Raw genomic sequence first — 15,253 nt, forward strand, 5'->3', positions numbered from 1 at the left:
CGCTCCGGTTCTCGCGGAGCGTTGCTGATCTTATGCAACTCTGAGCCAAATTTGGGAAATTGATGGTGTGTCAGTAACCCTTGACGTCGGCGACGGCCGTGTAGCAGGCTGCCGCAGTGATCACGAACGACGGCCCGGTACTGGCGATCGACCAAGGCACCTCCGGTACGAAGGCGCTGGTCGTCTGCCCCGAACGCGGCGTGATCGGCACCGGCGCGGCAGAGGTGCGCCCCCGTCACCGCCCCGGTGGACTGGTCGAGGTGGACCCGGCCGCGCTGCTCTCCTCCGTCGTCGACGCGGGGCGCCAGGCACTGGCGGCGGCAGGTGAACCGGTGGCGGCTGTGGGTCTGGCCAACCAGGGAGAGACGGTCCTCGCCTGGGACCCCGCGACCGGGCGGCCGCTGACGGACGCGATCGTCTGGCAGGACCGCAGAGCCGGACCACTCTGCTCCGAACTCGCCGCGTACGACGCGGAGTTGCGCGAGCTGACCGGGCTGCCGCTCGACCCGTACTTCGCCGCACCCAAGATGGCCTGGATACGCCGCTCCCTCACCCGGGAGGGGACGGTCACCACCAGCGACGTCTGGCTGGTCCATCAGCTCACCGGCGCCTATGTCACCGATGCGTCGACCGCAGGACGCACCCAGCTGCTCGACCTCGACGAGGCCGCGTGGTCGCCCCGCGCACTCGACATCTTCGGGCTCGCGGACGAGCGGCTGCCGGAGGTCGTCGACGCGGCGGGACACTTCGGCACCACCAGCGCCTTCGGTCCCGAGATACCGCTCACCGGCCTCCTCGTCGACCAGCAGGCCGCACTTCTCGCCCAGGACGTCACGGCGCCGGGCACCGCCAAGTGCACCTACGGAACAGGTGCGTTCCTCCTCGCCCAGACGGGTGCCCGTCCGCTCCGCTCCAGCAACGGGCTCGTCAGCTGCGTGGCCTGGCGGCTCGCGGGCGAGACCAGCTACTGCCTCGACGGGCAGGTCTACACCGCCGCGTCCGCCGTAGGCTGGCTCGCCGACCTCGGCGTGATCTCCGGCGCCCAGGACATCGACCCGGTCGGCTCCGCCGAAACCGACTCGGGCGGCGTCACCTTCGTCCCCGCACTCGCCGGACTCGCCGCGCCCTGGTGGCGGGGCGATCTGCGCGGCTCGGTGACCGGCCTCGGCCTGGACACCACACGCGGGCATCTGGTGCGGGCCCTCTGCGAGGGCATAGCGGCCCAGGTCGCGGAGGTGGCCGCCGCGGCCGTGGGTGACCTGGGCGCGCCGCTGTCCGTACTGCGAGTGGACGGCGGTCTGACCCGCTCGGCCCTGCTGATGCAGACGCAGGCGGATCTGCTCCAAATCCCGGTCGAAGTCTCGGAGTTGCCCGACACGACCGCACTCGGCGTGGCCGCCGTCACCCGCCTCGGACTGAACCCGGGCCTCCCCCTGCGGGCGGTCCTGCGGACCGGTGAGCCGTCCGCCGTCTACGAACCCTGGATCAGCGCAGGGCAGGCAGCCGAGCGCCTCGGCGTCTTCCGCGCCGAGGTGGCCGCCCTGCTCGACCGCAGGCCCGCCGCCTCATGACCGTCACCACCGCCGGTGAACTGCCGGACGGGACGTACGACGTCGTGGTCGTCGGGGCCGGTGTGGTGGGCACGGCCATCGCGCGGGAGCTCGCCCGCCACCCGCTGCGCACAGCAGTCGTCGAGGCCGCGAACGACGTGGGCGACGCCACGTCCAAGGCCAACACGGCGATCCTGCACACCGGTTTCGACGCCGTGCCCGGATCCCTGGAATCCCGTCTCGTACGGGAAGGACAGCGGCGCCTGGCCGCGTACGCGACCGAGTCGGGCATCCCCGTCGAACCCGTCGGCGCGCTGCTGGTCGCCTGGGACGAGGAGCAGCGCGCCGCGCTCCCCGCACTGGCGGAGAAGGCCGGACGCAACGGCTGTCCGGACGCACGGATCATCGGCGCCGACGAGGTGTACCGCCGCGAACCGCACCTGGGCCCCGGCGCCCTCGCCGCACTCGACGTCCCGGGCGAGAGCATCATCTGCCCCTGGACGACCACGCTCTCGTACGCGACCCAAGCGGTCCGCGCGGGCGTCGACCTGCACCTCAACTGCCGCCTGCACGACGTCAGTCGTACGCCGGACGGAGAGGGGGACGGGCACAGTCTGCGCACCTCCCGCGGGACGGTGCGCACCCGCTACCTCGTCAACGCGGCCGGACTTCACTCGGACACCGTCGACCGCGCGCTCGGGCACGACGACTTCACCGTCACTCCGCGCCGCGGCCAGCTCATCGTCTTCGACAAGTTCGCGCGCGATCTGGTCCGCCACATCCTGCTGCCCGTGCCCACGGCGCTCGGCAAGGGCGTCCTGGTCGCGCCGACGGTGTACGGAAACGTGCTGCTCGGCCCCACCGCCGAGGACCTGGACGACAAGGCCGCGACCGGTTCGACCGCCGGGGGAATCGCCGTCCTGCGCGAGAAGGGCCGCCGTATCGTCCCCGGGCTCATCGACGAGGAGGTCACCGCGGTCTACGCGGGACTGCGCGCCGCCACGGAGCACGACGACTTCCAGATCCGCGCCCACCCCGGACAGCGGTACATCACGGTAGGCGGAATCCGGTCCACCGGACTCACCGCCTCGATGGCGATCGCCGCGTACGTCACCGAACTGCTCGCCGGGGCAGGCCTCGGCCTGGGAGAGCCCCGCGACCTGGAACCCGTGCGCATGCCCAACCTCGGCGAGGCGTTCCCGCGCCCGTATCAGCGCGCCGAACTCATCGCGGCCGACCCCGAGTACGGCGTCCTGGTCTGCCACTGTGAACGGGTGACCCGCGGCGAGATCCGCGACGCCCTCGCCGGACCGGTCCCACCCGGCTCGCTCGACGGACTGCGACGGCGCACCCGTGCCAGGGGAGGCCGCTGCCAGGGTTTCTACTGCGGGGCCGAAGTCCGGGAACTCTTCGACGAGCGTGCGGAGGTGCAGCGGGGATGAGAAGCGAGCGCACCGTCGACGTCCTGGTCGTCGGCGCAGGACCCGCGGGTCTCGCCACCGCGGCCCGGCTGGCCGACGCGGGCGAAGTGGAGGTCCTGGAGCGCGAGGCCCGGGCCGGCGGCATCCCGCGCCACTGCCACCACGGCGGGTTCGGGCAGCGCACCGGCCCGCAGTATGTCCGCAAGCTGACCGGCGAGGCCGCGCGGGCCGGCGCCCGGCTGCGTACCTCGGTCACGGTCACCGGCTGGGCCGGACCGCTCACTCTCGACACCACGAGCGCGCAGGGGCTGGAACGCATCACCGCCCGCGCCGTCGTCCTCGCCACCGGTGCGCGGGAACGCCCGCGCAGCGCACGGCTGGTGCCCGGCAGCAGACCCGCCGGGGTGTTCACCACGGGCGAGCTCCAGCAGACCGTCCACCTCCACGGCCGCAGCCCCGGCACCCGTGCGGTGGTGATCGGCGCGGAACCGGTGGCCTACTCGGCCGTCCGTACGCTGCTGGGCGCGGGCGTCGAGATCGCCGCGATGATCACTGGACTGCCGCGCCACCAGGCGGCCGTCACCGACGCCGCCGACACCCGTCTGCGCCGCCGGGTACCCCTGCTCACCGACGCGACCGTCGCCGAACTCCTGGGCAGGGAAAGGCTGTCGGGGATCGTGGTGCGGCACGCGGACGGCAGACGGGCGGTGATCGCCTGCGACACCGTCGTCTTCACCGGCGACTTCGTCCCCGACCACGAACTGGCCCGGCGCGGCGGCGTACTGCTGGATCCCGGCACCCGGGGCCCTGCGGTCGACTCCGCCTTCCGCACCGCAGAGCCCGGCGTCTTCGCCGCCGGAAATCTTCTCCACGGCGCCGAACCGGCGCTGTACGCCGCCCGGGAGGGCGGGCTCGCCGCGGCCGCCGTACTGCGCCACCTGGAGGGTGCGCCCTGGCCCGCGGAGCAGATTCCCGTACGGACCGAAGACCCGCTGGGCTGGGTGGCGCCGCAGCGCATCACCCCGGGCGGGCCCCCGCCCCCGTACGGCCGCTTCCTGCTGCGCACCACGCGGTTCCTGGTGAGGCCGCACCTGGTCGTCCACCAGGACGGCCGGATCCTGCACCGGCAGAGACTCGCGCACACCGCCGTGCCGAACCGGTCCTTCGCCGTCTCCGGGAGCTGGGTGGGCGCAGTCGATCCCCGAGGTGGCACAGTGATCTTCACGGCGGAGCAGAGGAGCATCTGATGGGGCGGACGGGTCCGACGGGACTTGCGGCGGGCGAGGTGTCCCGACCGCCCTTCGAACTGATCGCGGGCGCTGCCGCATCACCCGTCATCCTGCATGTGCCGCACTCCGCACGCGCCCTGCCCGCCGCGGTGCGGCGCTCCATCGTGCTGGACGACGTGGCCCTCGGCCTCGAACTGGACCACATCACCGACGCGCACACCGCCGAGATCGCGGCAGAAGCGGCCGCATCGGTCCCACTCACCCCCTGGCAGTTCGTCAACCGGCTGTCGCGCCTGGTCGTCGACCCGGAGCGGTTCCCCGACGAACGGGAGGAGATGCGGGCGGTCGGCATGGGAGCGGTCTATACGCACACCACCCACCGCGAAAGGCTTCGCGCGCCGGAGACGGACGAACAACCCCTGATCGAGGCCTACTTCCACCCCTATGCGGCCGCGATCACGCGGGCGGTCGACGAGCGGCTGGCGTCCGCGGGCCGGGCGGTGGTGATCGACGTCCACTCGTACCCGACCGAGCCCCTGCCCTACGAACTCCACGGCGATGGCCCGCGCCCTCCCGTCTGCCTCGGCACCGACCCCTTCCATACCCCCGACGGGCTGCTCGCCCGCGCGCGAGAAGCCTTCGCTCCGCTCGGCGTGACCGCCGTGAACACCCCCTTCGCCGGCACCTACGTACCCCTGAAGCACTACGGCAAGGACCGGCGGGTGAGCGCCCTGATGATCGAGATCCGGCGCGACCTCTATATGAGCGAACCGGGCGGGCAGCCGGGTCCGGGCCTCAAGGCACTGGCCGAGGCGGTCGCCGCACTGGTCCATGGCGAGAGCGCGAAGTGAGCGCGAAGTGAGCGCGAAGTGAAGGCCGAGCGCGCCGAGCGGCGCTTCCCCGTACCGAACAGCCTCACCGGCGTCGGCCTCGTCGTCACCCGCGACGACGGCCGCATCCTGCTGGGACGTAGCCACGACGGGCGCTGGGAGCTGCCCGGCGGGAAGGTCGACGCGGGCGAGGGCTTCGCGGACGCGGCCGTACGGGAGCTCGCCGAGGAGACCGGCATGCGCGCCGAAGCGGCCGGAGTCGAGATCCTCGCCGTGCTCCTGGACAGCCGCGGCGGGGTGCCCCGGGTGACCGCCGCCGCACGGACCCCGTACGCGGCAGGGACCGCCCGGGTCATGGAGCCGGACAAGATCGAGCGGTGGGAGTGGTTCGCGCCGGACGCGATCCCGGCCGAGCTCTTCGGGCCGTCCGCCGCCGTACTGGACTGCCTCTGGCCGGGACGGGCCGCACAGGCCGGGTCCGGGACCCACCGCTACCGCGTGGTCAGCCCGCCGCCGCTTCCCTGAGCGCCTGGACCTCGATCTTCCCCATGCCCATCATGGCCTGCATGACCCGGCCGGCCTTGGCCCCGTCCGGGTCGGAGAGCAGGTCGGTCAGCTCCTTGGGGATGATCTGCCAGGACAGCCCGAACTTGTCCTTGAGCCAGCCGCACTGGCTCTCCTGGCCGCCGTCGGCCGTCAGCCTGGACCACAGATCGTCGACCTCCTCCTGGGAGGAACAGTCGACGTACAGCGAGATGGCCTCGGTGAAGCGGAACTCCGGTCCGCCGTTGAAGGCGGAGTAGCGCTGCCCGTCGAGCTCGAACGTGACGACCATGACCGAACCCGGTTTGCCGGGACCGCTGTCGCCGTAGTGGTTCGCCTCGACGATCCGGGAGTTCTTGAAGAGGGATGTGTAGAAGCGTGCTGCTTCCTCGGCCTGGTCGTCGAACCACAGGGTTGGCGTGATCTTCTGCATGAGGTGTCCTCCTCGGGAGGTGGCGCGCGGTTGCTTCCGAAGGGTGGACCGGCGCGGCCACCGGAACTCATCGGCCTTCGGCAAGACCATCCTGAGCCCGTATCCCGCTCTTCGCACGACGGGCCGGAAGGGTGACGAGCGCGATGCCGGCGCAGCACACCGCGAGCAGGGCCACCTCGGCGGCGGAGGGCGGCGGAGCGGTCCCGAGCGACCAGTCGCCGAGGCGCACGGTGAAAGGGACGGCAAGTTGCACCGCCGCGGTGAAGACGGGTCCTGTACGCAGGATGAGCCGGTGCTGGACCAGGTAGGCGGGCGCGTAGATCACCGCACCGAGCAGCACGATGCCCCAGGCCTGGGCCGCGGTCGGCGGATCCGAGAGGAGCGAGGGCAGCGCCATCGGCAGAAGCACCGCGCTCGCCGCGCCCAGGAGTACGGGAAGGACCGCGAGCGGCGGCAGACCGGACAGCCTGCCCCGGTACAGGAAGCCGTAGACCGCGAACCCGGCGGTCGCGGCGGCCGCGAGCAGCAGCCCTACCGGGTCCAGGTCGCCCGCGTCCGCGCCGAGCGCCGCGTACCCGGCCGCTGCCGCGGCGGCCAGTGCCGCCCCGCCCATCTGCCGCGCACCGGACCGCTCCCCGAAGAAGAGCGCCCCGATGGCCACCGCGAAGCACGGCATCAGCGCCACCACCAGATTGGTGAGCGAGGTCCCGATCCGCGGTATCGCGAGCAGGGTGCCCGCCGCGTACCCGGCGAAGCCGAGCAGTCCCAGGAGCCACACCGTGCCGGGGCGGGCCGCCGCCCGGCGCAGATCCGCGCGTCCGGACGCGGTCGAGGCGGCGACGGCGGTCAGCGTCAGGCAGCAGACGGCGGTGCGGCCCGCCGCCACCGCGAGCGGTGCGGTGCCGGCGACCAGCGCACCCGAGAGGAGCCAGGTCCCCGCGAGCAGCGCCACCAGGCACACCGCCATCGCGGGCACGGCCCGGGAGCGTGCGCCGCGCTCCCTCACGGCAGCCGGACGACGTGGCCGGTGCGCCGCGCCCGTTCGGCCGCGAAGACCACACGATGGCTGTCGCGGCTCTCCTCGGCGCCGGAAAGGAGCAGGTCGGGGCGGCCTTCGTGATGGGCGCGTACGAAAGCCTCGACGAGCCCCGCGTCCCCTCCGCCGTGGCCCTCGGCCGCCGAGGCTCCGCCGTTGTCGGTGTCGATGACGGTGCGTTCGTCGGTGGCGAAGTCGTAGATCTCGATGGTGCGGCCGTCCCCGGTGATCTGGCCGCCGGTGCCGAAGATCTTGGTGTGGCGGTTCTCCTGCGGGGTGAAGGCGGAGAGGGTGAAGGCGACGGTGGCGCCGCCCTCGTACTGGAGGCTGACCACCTGGTGGTCGACGACGTCGTTGTCGCTGCGGTACACGCAGCGGCCGTACGGGCCCTCGGCGATGGCCTTCCCGACCGCCTCCTCGGTCAGCTCGTCGGAGGCGATCCTGGTGAAGTAGCGCTTGACGCCGCCCTCGCGCAGTCCCACCTGGTAGAGCTTGCGTGCCGAGTAGGGGCAGTCGGGTTCGACGGCGCAGGAGACACAGCGCTCGCCGGCGCCTTCAGGAGCGTTCTCGGGGCGGAAGTGGTGGAGCGAGCCGAAGGAGGAGACGGCGGTGACCGGGCGGCCGACGAGATGGCCGAGCCAGTCGATGTCGTGGCAGGACTTGGTGAGCAGGGTGAAGCTGGCCAGGTCCTCGCGGCGCCAGTTCCCTCGGACGTACGAATGCGCGTAATGCCAGTAGCCGATCGGCTCCAGGTGCTCGATGCCCACCAGGTCCCCGATGCGCCCGGAGTCCACGAGCGCCTTGAGCCGCACGCTGTAGGGCGAGTAGCGCAGCACGTGGCAGACGGTCAGGGAGACCCGGGCCGCCTCGGTGGCGGCGGCGATGCGGTCGCACTCGTCGGCGCTGAGCGCCATCGGCTTCTCGAGGAGGATGTCGTACCCGCGTGCGGCGAAGGCCTCGGCGGCCTCCAGATGCTGGGCGTCCTGTACGGCGATGATCACCGCGTCCGCGAGGCGGGGGAGCGCGGCCAGCTCGCGCCAGTCGTCGAAGCGCTGCCCGGCCGGGATGCCGTACCGCTCCGCGAGTTCGTCACGGCGGGCGGTCCGCGGCTCGGCAACCGCCGTCAGCTGTACGGGTGTTGACGAGGCGGTCGCGAGGGAGGCGTAGCCGGTGCCGCGTGCGCCCGCACCGGCGAGCGCGATGGTGAGGGGGCGGGCGAGGGGGAGGCCCGGATGGGTGCGGAGATTGCTGAACTGCTGTGCGGTCACGGTCATCCCTTGACGGCTCCTCCGGTGAGGCCCTTGACGAAGTGCTTCTGGAGGGCGATGTAGAAGATCAGTACGGGCAGGGCGGCGAGGAACATCAGGCCGAAGACCTGCCCGTAGTTCTGCTGGTGTTCGCCGATCGCCCGGTAGACGCCGACGGTCACGGTGGTGCCGCCGGCCGGGCCGAGAATGATCAGCGGGTTGAGGAAGTCGTTCCAGATCCACACACCGAGGAAGATCAGCACGCTGGCGGTGGCGGGGCGCAGCAGCGGGAAGACGATCTGCCAGAACACGCGCCAGCGGCCCGCGCCGTCCAGCGACGCGGACTCCTCCAGCTCCAGGGGGATGGTGCGGATGAAACCGGAGAAGACGAACACGCCGAAGGGCACGTAGTAGCCGACGTTGAAGGCGACGATGCCCTGCAGGGTGGCCATCATCCCGGTGAGCTGGAGGATGTCGGTGACCGGTACGAGGATCACCTGCGGCGGGATCATCAGCCCGGCGAGCAGCACGAGCATCGTGATCCGGGCGGTCCTGCTGCGGCTGCGGCACAGATAGTGGCCGAGCATCGCCGAGAGGACCGTGAGCAGCACGATCGACAGCAGGGTGATCGTGACGCTGTTGATCAGGCCGTTCCAGAAGAGCCGGTCGGGCCTGGACAGCGCCTGGGAGAGGTTGTCCAGGGTGGGTGGCCACGGCAGGGAAGCGGGGTGGCCGGAGATGTCCTCGCCCGGCTTGAAGACATTGGCGAGGACGAGATAGAGGGGGAGGAAGAAGGCGGCGGTGACGGCGAGCGCCACCACGGGCCGCAGCCACGGGGTGCGTTGACGGTCCTGCATCAGAAGTCCACCTCACGGCGCTGGAGGAAGCGCAGCGCGACGCTGGAGACGACGGCGACGATCACCAGCATCAGCAGGGCCATCGCGGAGGCCTCGCCGGTGCGGTTGGCGGTGAAGCCGGTCTGGATCACGGAGAAGGCGAGTGTGGCGGTGGTGCCGGTGCCCGGGCCGCCGCCGGTGAGGACCTGGATGTGGTCGTACGCCTTGAAGCCGGTGATCAGCAGCATCACCGTGTTGATGGTGAGCGCGGGCGCGAGCATCGGCCAGGTGACCTTGCGGAAGCGCAGCCAGGGTCCTGCGCCGTCGATCGCGGCGGCCTCGTGCAACTCCTGCGGGACGCTTTGGAGTCCCGCCAGATAGACCACCGCGCAGAAGCCGAGCATCTGCCAGCTGATGATGAAGCCGACCGAGTACAGGGCGATGTCCGGGTCGGAGAGCCAGCCGGGCGGCGAGTGCACGCCCATCGCGCGCAACGCCGTGTTGACCAGGCCGTCGTCGGTGAGCATGGCCTGCCAGACGACCGAGACGACGACCGAACTGAGCACGACGGGAACGAAGAACACACCGCGCAGGGCGTTGTAGAACCAGCCGCGCCGGTCGAGCAGTACGGCGACCGCCAGACCCAGCACATTGGGGACGATCACCACGATGAGGGTGAGGATCGTCGTCACCTTCAACGCGGTGAGGAACTCCTGGTCGGTGAGGAGCCTGGTGTAGTTGTCCAGGCCCACGAAGCGGGTACGGGGCACGAACTGGTTGGCGTTGGTGAAGCTGTAGCCGACGCTCAGCGCGATCGGGGCCAGCACGAAACAGGCGTAGACGAGCAGCCCCGGCGCGCCGAATCCGAGGAAGTGCCACAGCCGGGGCAGCGCGCCGCGGCGGGTGCCTGGCGGGGTGCGGGGCGGAGCGTCCGTGCGGATGCCCGCCCTCTCCTTGACGAGGCTCACTGGGTGGCGGCCTTCTTCCAGTCCTCGTCGAGCGCCTTGGTGGCCGCGTCGGCGTCCTTGCGGCCCGCGATGACGTCCTGGGCGAGTGCGTACGACTTCTCGACCAGGCCGGGCAGAAGTGCGTCGTCCCCGGTCTCGACGAGGAAGGCGTTGGTGACGCCCTTGGCCTGAACGGCGGCGTCGTACACCTTCACGGTGGCGTCGTAGACGGGGCCCATGCCGGCCGGCGGGGTGTAGCCCTTCATGGCGATGATCGCGCCGTCGCTCTTGACGACCGCGTCGAGGTTGGCCTTGTCCTGCTGGAAGGCGAGCGCGAACTCCTTCGCCTCCTTGAGGTTCTTGGACTTCGCCGACACGGACATGCCGCCGCCGGTGTACGAGGGCACGGAGAGGCTGCCGTCGTCCGTCGGGAAGGCGAACACGCCGATGTCGTCCTTCATGGCGCTCTTGTCGCCCGCGGTGGCGAACCAGGTGCCCATCGGGTACATGGCGCCCTTGCCGCCGAGGAAGGCCTTCTCGGTGTTGGCGTAGTCGCGGGAGAGGCCCGCTTTGTCGACGTACCCCTTCTTCACCAGCTGGACGAACTTGTCCGTCGCGCCCTTGAAGCCGGCGTCGTTGAACGCGACCTTGCCCGCGCGCCGTTGTGCCATCCAGTCCGGCGTCTGCTTGTACACATCGGTGCCGACCAGGGCCGTCCAGAGGTACGAGGAAGCGAAGGTGTCCTTGCCGCCGCCACCGACCACGAAGGGGTCGATGCCCTTGCTCTTCAGCTTCGCCGAGTCGTCGAGCAGCTCCTGGTACGTCCTGGGGGGCGCCGTGATGTCCGCCTCGGCGAAGAGCTTCTTGCTGTAGTACACCAGCGGTGTCGGCTGGGTGTTGTACGGCAGCTGATAGACCTTGCCGCCGATGGGATTGGAGTGCGGGAAGGTGTACTGCGCGAGTTCCTTGTCCGTCCACGGGGCCATCTGCCCGGACTCGGCGAAGCCCACGGGGGAGACGGAGATCATCACGTCGGGGAACTGCCCGGAGGCCAGCAGCTGCTTGGCGTATCCGGTGCGGTCGGTGCTGGGGGCCACCAGCTTCTTGACCTTGAGGCCCGGGACCTTCGCCTCGGCCCGCGCGATGGCGGCGTCCCAGTACGCGGCGTCCAGGTTGGGCGTCTCGAAGGTGAGGAAGGTGATCTCCTTCTTCCCGCCGGCGCCGCTGCTCCCGGCGTCGGTGCCGGCCGGCGAGCAGCCGACAGCGGCCAGAGTGAGGGCAGTTAGCGGGACAGCTAGGCGCGCGATGCGGTTCACGTGGTAGTCCTCGGTTCGGAAGGTTGGCAGTGCCAGGGATTATTTTTGGTACCTTCTGAAATAACAACGGGCTGATGGTGCAGCCCACCGCCGAGTGGAGTCAAGGGGGTCGAGCACGATCGTGACCGTTGCCGGAGGGGATTCCTCCTTGCTGCGCCGTCTCAACGCGGCCGCCGTACTACGGGTGTTGTACGAAGCGCAGAGTCTCACCCTCACCGAGCTCGTCCAGTCGACAGCCGTCACCCGGGCCACCGTGGAGAACGCGCTCGCCGGACTGACCGAGCAATCCTGGGTCGAGGAGGTGGCCCCCGACGCCGACGGCCCCCGCCAGGTCGGCCGCCCCGCCAAGCGCTACCGCTTCCGCGCGGAGGCGGGATGCGTACTGGGACTCGACATCGGTGTGCACACGGTCCGCGCGGTCGTCACGGACCTCAAGGGCGAGGTCCTCGGCGTACGCCACACCGCGGTCACCCCCGGGCTCCCCGGCGCCGAACGCATCGCCGCCGCACGGGTCCTGGGCCGCCGGGCGCTGCGCGGATGCGACCGTACGACCGCCGAGGTGCGGGCCGTGGGCATCGGCACGACCGGCATCGTCGACGCCTCGGGCAAGGTGACGCTCAGCGCGCTCCTCCCCGACTGGGCGGGCACCGATCTCTGTGCGGCCCTGGCGGAGCCCTTCGATGCCCCTGTCGTGGTGGGCAACGACTCCAAGCTCGCCGCCCTGGGCGAGCACTGGAAGGGCGCGGCCGCCGCGGCACGCGACGTGCTCTACATCCACGCCGGACGCGGGATCTCCGCGGGCATGCTCATCGACGCCAAGGTGCACGCGGGGCGCCGCGGCGCCGCGGGCGAGATCGGCAATCTGCCCGCCTCGCGCTGGCACACCGCCCCCGCCCGGCTGCTCGGCTGGACCGGCGAGGGGCAGGGCGACGCCGAAGCGCTCTTCGCCGCCGTACGCGAAAGGGACCCGCGCGCCCTGCGCATCCTGGAGCAGTACGCGGACGACCTGGTGCAGGGCGTCGCGGCGATGGTCCTCGCGCTCGACCCCGAACTGGTCGTCGTCGGCGGCGGGGTGGCCCGGGCGGGCGACCTGCTTCTCGACCCCCTGCGCAGCAGACTCGACGGCCTGGTCCTCTTCCCGGTGGAGGTCGTCGCCTCCACGCTGGGGGACCGGTCGGTGGCGCTCGGCGCCGTGCGCCTCGCCCTGGACGAGGTGGAGAAGCAGCTCTTCGAGGTGGCTTCCCGGGGCTGAGGCCGGGCCGTACCCTTGCGGACCATGAATCCCGGTGAAGCGGCCCGCGCCGTGGTCGAAGAACGTCATCCCGCTGCCCGTGCGGCCTTCCTCGGCGGCAGTGTGCTGACCGCGCGGCGCACGGACCGCTCGGACCTGGACATCGTGGTACTGCTCCCGGACGGCGATCCGGACGTGTACCGGGAGAGCTTCTGGTACGGGCCGTGGCCGGTGGAACTGTTCTCCCACACCGAAGCGCGCTGGCGCGGATTCGTGGACCGGGAGATACCGCTGCGCCGCTCACCGCTGCTGTTCATGTGCGCCGAGGGCGAGTTGCTCTTCGACCGGGACGGAGGGGGTGCGCTCCTGGCGGCGGAAGCCGCACGCCTGGTGGCGGCGGGGCCGCCGGCGGTGACGGTGGAGGAGCTGGAGGTCGAGCGCTACCGTCTCACCGACCTGCTGGACGATCTGGCCGGCTGCACCGACCCCGGCGAACGGCTGTGCATCGTCGGCGACATCGCCCGGAACACGGGCCGGTTGCTGCTGCTCTCGCAGGGTGCGTGGCTGGGCGGCGGCAAGTGGCTCGCCCGGCGCACCGACGCGGTGCGGCCCGGGTTCTCCGGTGACATGCACCGCACGGTGCGCGAGGCGCTCGACGGCCGTACGGACGCGCTGGTCGCCCTCGTCGACGAGGTGCTGGCCCTGGTCGGCGGACGGTTCTGGGAAGGGTTCCGACGCGGCTGAGGGGGCGGCGGCATGCCGCTTCCCCCTCGTACACGAAGACCCTAGGAACCCGGAACCGCCAAGGTCGCCTCGCGCAGCGCCCTCCGGCAGAGGGCGTCCGCGCGACGGGTCGTCTCCGGCAGGCGGTAGGCGGAGGCGAGGTGCAGGGTGTGGGCGCAGGCGTTGTCGAGGCTCACCCGGTGGCCGACCGAGACATAGACCGGCTTGACGGACTCCTGGGTGCGCAGCGCGCGGCCGACCACGTCGCCCCCGTCGGCGAGCAGCGGCGAGGAGTCGCCGCGCCGGGTGCCCGGCTGCGCGTAGGTGAAGGTGAAGGGGTTCTTGGCGACGCCGATCACCGGCAGCCCGGTGAGCACGCCCAGATGGCTGGCCAGCCCGAAGCGGCGGGGGTGCGCCTGGCCGTAGCCGTCGCAGACCACCAGGCCGGGGCCTGACGTCAGTTGCTCCAGTGCGGCCAGGACCGTGGGGATCTCGCGGAAGGCGAGCAGCCCGGGGACGTACGGAAAGGCCACCTGGCCCACCGCGGTGGCCTCCTCGACGACGGCGAGCGTGGCCGCGTCGAGGACGACCGCCGCGGCCGCGACGATGTTCCGCTCGTCGTCGTACGCCACGTCGACACCCGTGACCAGGCCCGTTCCGGGAGGCGGTCCGGTCTCGTCCAGCACCACCCGGGTGCGGAGTCGGTCCTGGATCGCACGGGCGGCGGCTTCGTCGGTGGGGGTGTCCATGACCAACAGCCTACGAGTGCGGCTGCTTTGCGGGCTCCAGTACGAAGACGGGGATCTGCCGGTCCGTCTTCTTCTGGTAGCCGGCGTAGTCGGGGAACGCAGCGACCGCACGCTCCCACCACAGGGCCTTCTCGTCGCCGGTCACCTCACGGGCCGTCATGTCCTGTCGTACGGTGCCGTCCTGGAGCTCGACCCGGGGGTCGGCCACGACGTTGTGGTACCAGACGGGGTGTTTGGGCGCGCCGCCCAGCGAGGCCACCGCGGCATAGGTTCCGTCGTGCTCGACGCGCATCAGCGGCGACTTGCGGAGCTTGCCGCTCTTCGCCCCGCGGGTGGTCAGCAGGATGACCGACATGCCACGCATGGTCATGCCCTCGGCGCCGCCGGACTTCTCGATCCGCTCGACCTGCTCGCGTACCCACGAGGTCGGGCTCGGTACGTACTCGCCTTCGAGAGGCATGGCAGTGGTCCCTTCGTCGATTGGTACTGACGATGGCTCAACGTAGCGGAGAGGGGAATTCATCCTCGCCCGAATGGCCCAGCACCGGTGTGGGCGGGCGCCTCGCGCACGGAGAGTGGAGAGGTTACGTCCGCAGCCGCTCACCTGGAGACCGCGATGACCTGTATCAACCGGCGTGACCTCGGCCTGCTCGTGCTCCGGGCCGGCACCGGCGGGGTGCTGATGGCGCACGGGGCGCAGAAACTGCTGGGCTGGTTCGGCGGCGGGGGCATCGAGGGCACCGCCGCGGCGATGGAGCAGATGGGGTTCAGGCCAGGAAAGCAGAGCGCGCTCGCCTCCGGGCTCGGCGAGGCGGGCGGCGGGGCGCTGCTGCTGCTCGGGCTCGCCACCCCGGCCGCGGGCGCCGCGGCCGCCGGAACGATGGCGGGGGCGGTGGCGGTCCACGCGCCCGCCGGGTTCTTCGCCCACGGCGGGGGCTACGAGTACCCCGCCTTCCTCGGCTTCACCGCGGCCGCCATCGGGGTGGCCGGTGCGGGCCGCTACTCCGTCGACCACGCGACGGATCATGTCTTCGACCGGCCGTGGACCGTCGCGCTGGCCTTCGCGGGCAGCGCGCTCGCGGCCGCTGTCGTGGTGGGCAGGCGGAACAAGGCACAGCGCGCCGCCCAGGACGACGGGGCGGAGACGTAACCCTCCCGGTGC

16 protein-coding genes are annotated in these 15,253 nt (G+C 71.5%); 8 read left to right on the forward strand and 8 right to left on the reverse strand.

The window, feature by feature from the left end; all coding sequences use genetic code 11:
• Positions 1 to 116: 116 nt before the first annotated feature.
• Genes J0695_RS00990 through J0695_RS01010 form a run of 5 tightly spaced genes read left to right on the forward strand, consistent with a single transcriptional unit; the run spans position 117 to position 5,555 of the window.
• Complete coding sequence (locus J0695_RS00990; protein WP_307798340.1) at positions 117 to 1,571, forward strand: FGGY family carbohydrate kinase; 1,455 nt, start codon at positions 117 to 119, stop codon at positions 1,569 to 1,571.
• Positions 1,568 to 2,992: an FAD-dependent oxidoreductase gene (locus J0695_RS00995; protein WP_206959134.1), complete on the forward strand. Its 1,425-nt coding sequence runs from the start codon at positions 1,568 to 1,570 to the stop codon at positions 2,990 to 2,992. The genes J0695_RS00990 and J0695_RS00995 overlap by 4 nt, the downstream gene beginning before the upstream one ends.
• Positions 2,989 to 4,218, forward strand: coding sequence for an NAD(P)/FAD-dependent oxidoreductase (locus tag J0695_RS01000; protein WP_206959136.1), 1,230 nt, complete (start codon positions 2,989 to 2,991; stop codon positions 4,216 to 4,218). The genes J0695_RS00995 and J0695_RS01000 overlap by 4 nt, the downstream gene beginning before the upstream one ends.
• Positions 4,218 to 5,051, forward strand: a complete 834-nt coding sequence (locus J0695_RS01005; RefSeq protein WP_206959138.1) for an N-formylglutamate amidohydrolase — start codon at positions 4,218 to 4,220, stop codon at positions 5,049 to 5,051. The genes J0695_RS01000 and J0695_RS01005 overlap by 1 nt, the downstream gene beginning before the upstream one ends.
• A gap of 18 nt (positions 5,052 to 5,069) precedes the next feature.
• Entirely contained in the window at positions 5,070 to 5,555 is a 486-nt protein-coding gene (locus J0695_RS01010; protein ID WP_206959140.1) for a nucleotide triphosphate diphosphatase NUDT15, read from the forward strand.
• On the opposite strand, the gene J0695_RS01015 is transcribed toward J0695_RS01010, so the two are convergent.
• The 6 genes from J0695_RS01015 to J0695_RS01040 all read right to left on the reverse strand — a co-directional run bounded on the left by J0695_RS01015 (position 5,533) and on the right by J0695_RS01040 (position 11,388).
• Positions 5,533 to 6,006: a VOC family protein gene (locus J0695_RS01015; RefSeq protein WP_206959142.1), complete on the reverse strand. Its 474-nt coding sequence runs from the start codon at positions 6,004 to 6,006 to the stop codon at positions 5,533 to 5,535. The genes J0695_RS01010 and J0695_RS01015 overlap by 23 nt on opposite strands.
• Positions 6,007 to 6,073: 67 nt before the next feature.
• Positions 6,074 to 6,973, reverse strand: coding sequence for a DMT family transporter (locus J0695_RS01020; RefSeq protein ID WP_242552054.1), 900 nt, complete (start codon positions 6,971 to 6,973; stop codon positions 6,074 to 6,076).
• A gap of 35 nt (positions 6,974 to 7,008) precedes the next feature.
• Positions 7,009 to 8,316, reverse strand: coding sequence for a Gfo/Idh/MocA family protein (locus J0695_RS01025; RefSeq protein ID WP_206959146.1), 1,308 nt, complete (start codon positions 8,314 to 8,316; stop codon positions 7,009 to 7,011).
• Positions 8,313 to 9,146 carry a carbohydrate ABC transporter permease gene (locus J0695_RS01030; RefSeq protein ID WP_206959148.1) on the reverse strand — a complete coding sequence of 278 codons (834 nt, stop codon included), beginning with the start codon at positions 9,144 to 9,146 and terminating at the stop codon, positions 8,313 to 8,315. The genes J0695_RS01025 and J0695_RS01030 overlap by 4 nt, the downstream gene beginning before the upstream one ends.
• Positions 9,146 to 10,093 carry a carbohydrate ABC transporter permease gene (locus tag J0695_RS01035; protein WP_307798341.1) on the reverse strand — a complete coding sequence of 316 codons (948 nt, stop codon included), beginning with the start codon at positions 10,091 to 10,093 and terminating at the stop codon, positions 9,146 to 9,148. Before J0695_RS01035 ends, J0695_RS01030 begins: the two co-directional genes overlap by 1 nt.
• Complete coding sequence (locus J0695_RS01040) at positions 10,090 to 11,388, reverse strand: ABC transporter substrate-binding protein (protein WP_206959158.1); 1,299 nt, start codon at positions 11,386 to 11,388, stop codon at positions 10,090 to 10,092. Before J0695_RS01040 ends, J0695_RS01035 begins: the two co-directional genes overlap by 4 nt.
• 148 nt (positions 11,389 to 11,536) lie before the next feature.
• Between J0695_RS01040 and J0695_RS01045 the strand changes: the two genes are divergently transcribed.
• Both J0695_RS01045 and J0695_RS01050 read left to right on the forward strand, forming a co-directional pair.
• A complete protein-coding gene (locus tag J0695_RS01045; RefSeq protein ID WP_206959160.1) occupies positions 11,537 to 12,640 on the forward strand; it encodes an ROK family transcriptional regulator in 1,104 nt (367 codons plus the stop codon).
• 24 nt (positions 12,641 to 12,664) lie between these two features.
• Positions 12,665 to 13,363, forward strand: a complete 699-nt coding sequence (locus J0695_RS01050; RefSeq protein WP_206959162.1) for a nucleotidyltransferase domain-containing protein — start codon at positions 12,665 to 12,667, stop codon at positions 13,361 to 13,363.
• Positions 13,364 to 13,404: 41 nt separating this feature from the next.
• On the opposite strand, the gene J0695_RS01055 is transcribed toward J0695_RS01050, so the two are convergent.
• Positions 13,405 to 14,091, reverse strand: a complete 687-nt coding sequence (locus J0695_RS01055; protein WP_206959164.1) for an endonuclease V — start codon at positions 14,089 to 14,091, stop codon at positions 13,405 to 13,407.
• Positions 14,092 to 14,101: 10 nt separating this feature from the next.
• Positions 14,102 to 14,551 (reverse strand): nitroreductase family deazaflavin-dependent oxidoreductase, encoded by a 450-nt coding sequence (locus J0695_RS01060; protein ID WP_206959166.1) that lies wholly within the window; start codon positions 14,549 to 14,551, stop codon positions 14,102 to 14,104.
• A 156-nt stretch (positions 14,552 to 14,707) separates the two neighbouring features.
• Here J0695_RS01060 and J0695_RS01065 point away from each other — a divergent pair, with 156 nt between their 5' ends.
• The gene (locus tag J0695_RS01065) at positions 14,708 to 15,241 is read left to right on the forward strand and encodes a DoxX family membrane protein (protein ID WP_206959168.1); all 534 of its coding nucleotides are present in this window, start codon (positions 14,708 to 14,710) and stop codon (positions 15,239 to 15,241) included.
• Positions 15,242 to 15,253: the final 12 nt, after the last annotated feature.

The organism is Streptomyces beijiangensis, assembly GCF_017315755.1.
In the GTDB taxonomy this organism is placed as follows: Bacteria; Actinomycetota; Actinomycetes; order Streptomycetales; family Streptomycetaceae; genus Streptomyces; species Streptomyces beijiangensis.

Bases quoted from the DNA above. Each gene is read 5' to 3' on its own strand.
- J0695_RS01030 (WP_206959148.1), bottom strand. From the start codon at position 9,146: ATGCAGGACCGTCAACGCACCCCGTGGCTGCGGCCCGTGGTGGCGCTC.
- J0695_RS00995 (WP_206959134.1), top strand. From the start codon at position 1,568: ATGACCGTCACCACCGCCGGTGAACTGCCGGACGGGACGTACGACGTC.
- J0695_RS01060 (WP_206959166.1), bottom strand. From the start codon at position 14,551: ATGCCTCTCGAAGGCGAGTACGTACCGAGCCCGACCTCGTGGGTACGC.
- J0695_RS01050 (WP_206959162.1), top strand. From the start codon at position 12,665: ATGAATCCCGGTGAAGCGGCCCGCGCCGTGGTCGAAGAACGTCATCCC.
- J0695_RS01025 (WP_206959146.1), bottom strand. From the start codon at position 8,316: ATGACCGTGACCGCACAGCAGTTCAGCAATCTCCGCACCCATCCGGGC.
- J0695_RS01015 (WP_206959142.1), bottom strand. From the start codon at position 6,006: ATGCAGAAGATCACGCCAACCCTGTGGTTCGACGACCAGGCCGAGGAA.
- J0695_RS01055 (WP_206959164.1), bottom strand. From the start codon at position 14,091: ATGGACACCCCCACCGACGAAGCCGCCGCCCGTGCGATCCAGGACCGA.
- J0695_RS01005 (WP_206959138.1), top strand. From the start codon at position 4,218: ATGGGGCGGACGGGTCCGACGGGACTTGCGGCGGGCGAGGTGTCCCGA.
- J0695_RS01000 (WP_206959136.1), top strand. From the start codon at position 2,989: ATGAGAAGCGAGCGCACCGTCGACGTCCTGGTCGTCGGCGCAGGACCC.
- J0695_RS01020 (WP_242552054.1), bottom strand. From the start codon at position 6,973: ATGGCGGTGTGCCTGGTGGCGCTGCTCGCGGGGACCTGGCTCCTCTCG.
- J0695_RS01065 (WP_206959168.1), top strand. From the start codon at position 14,708: ATGACCTGTATCAACCGGCGTGACCTCGGCCTGCTCGTGCTCCGGGCC.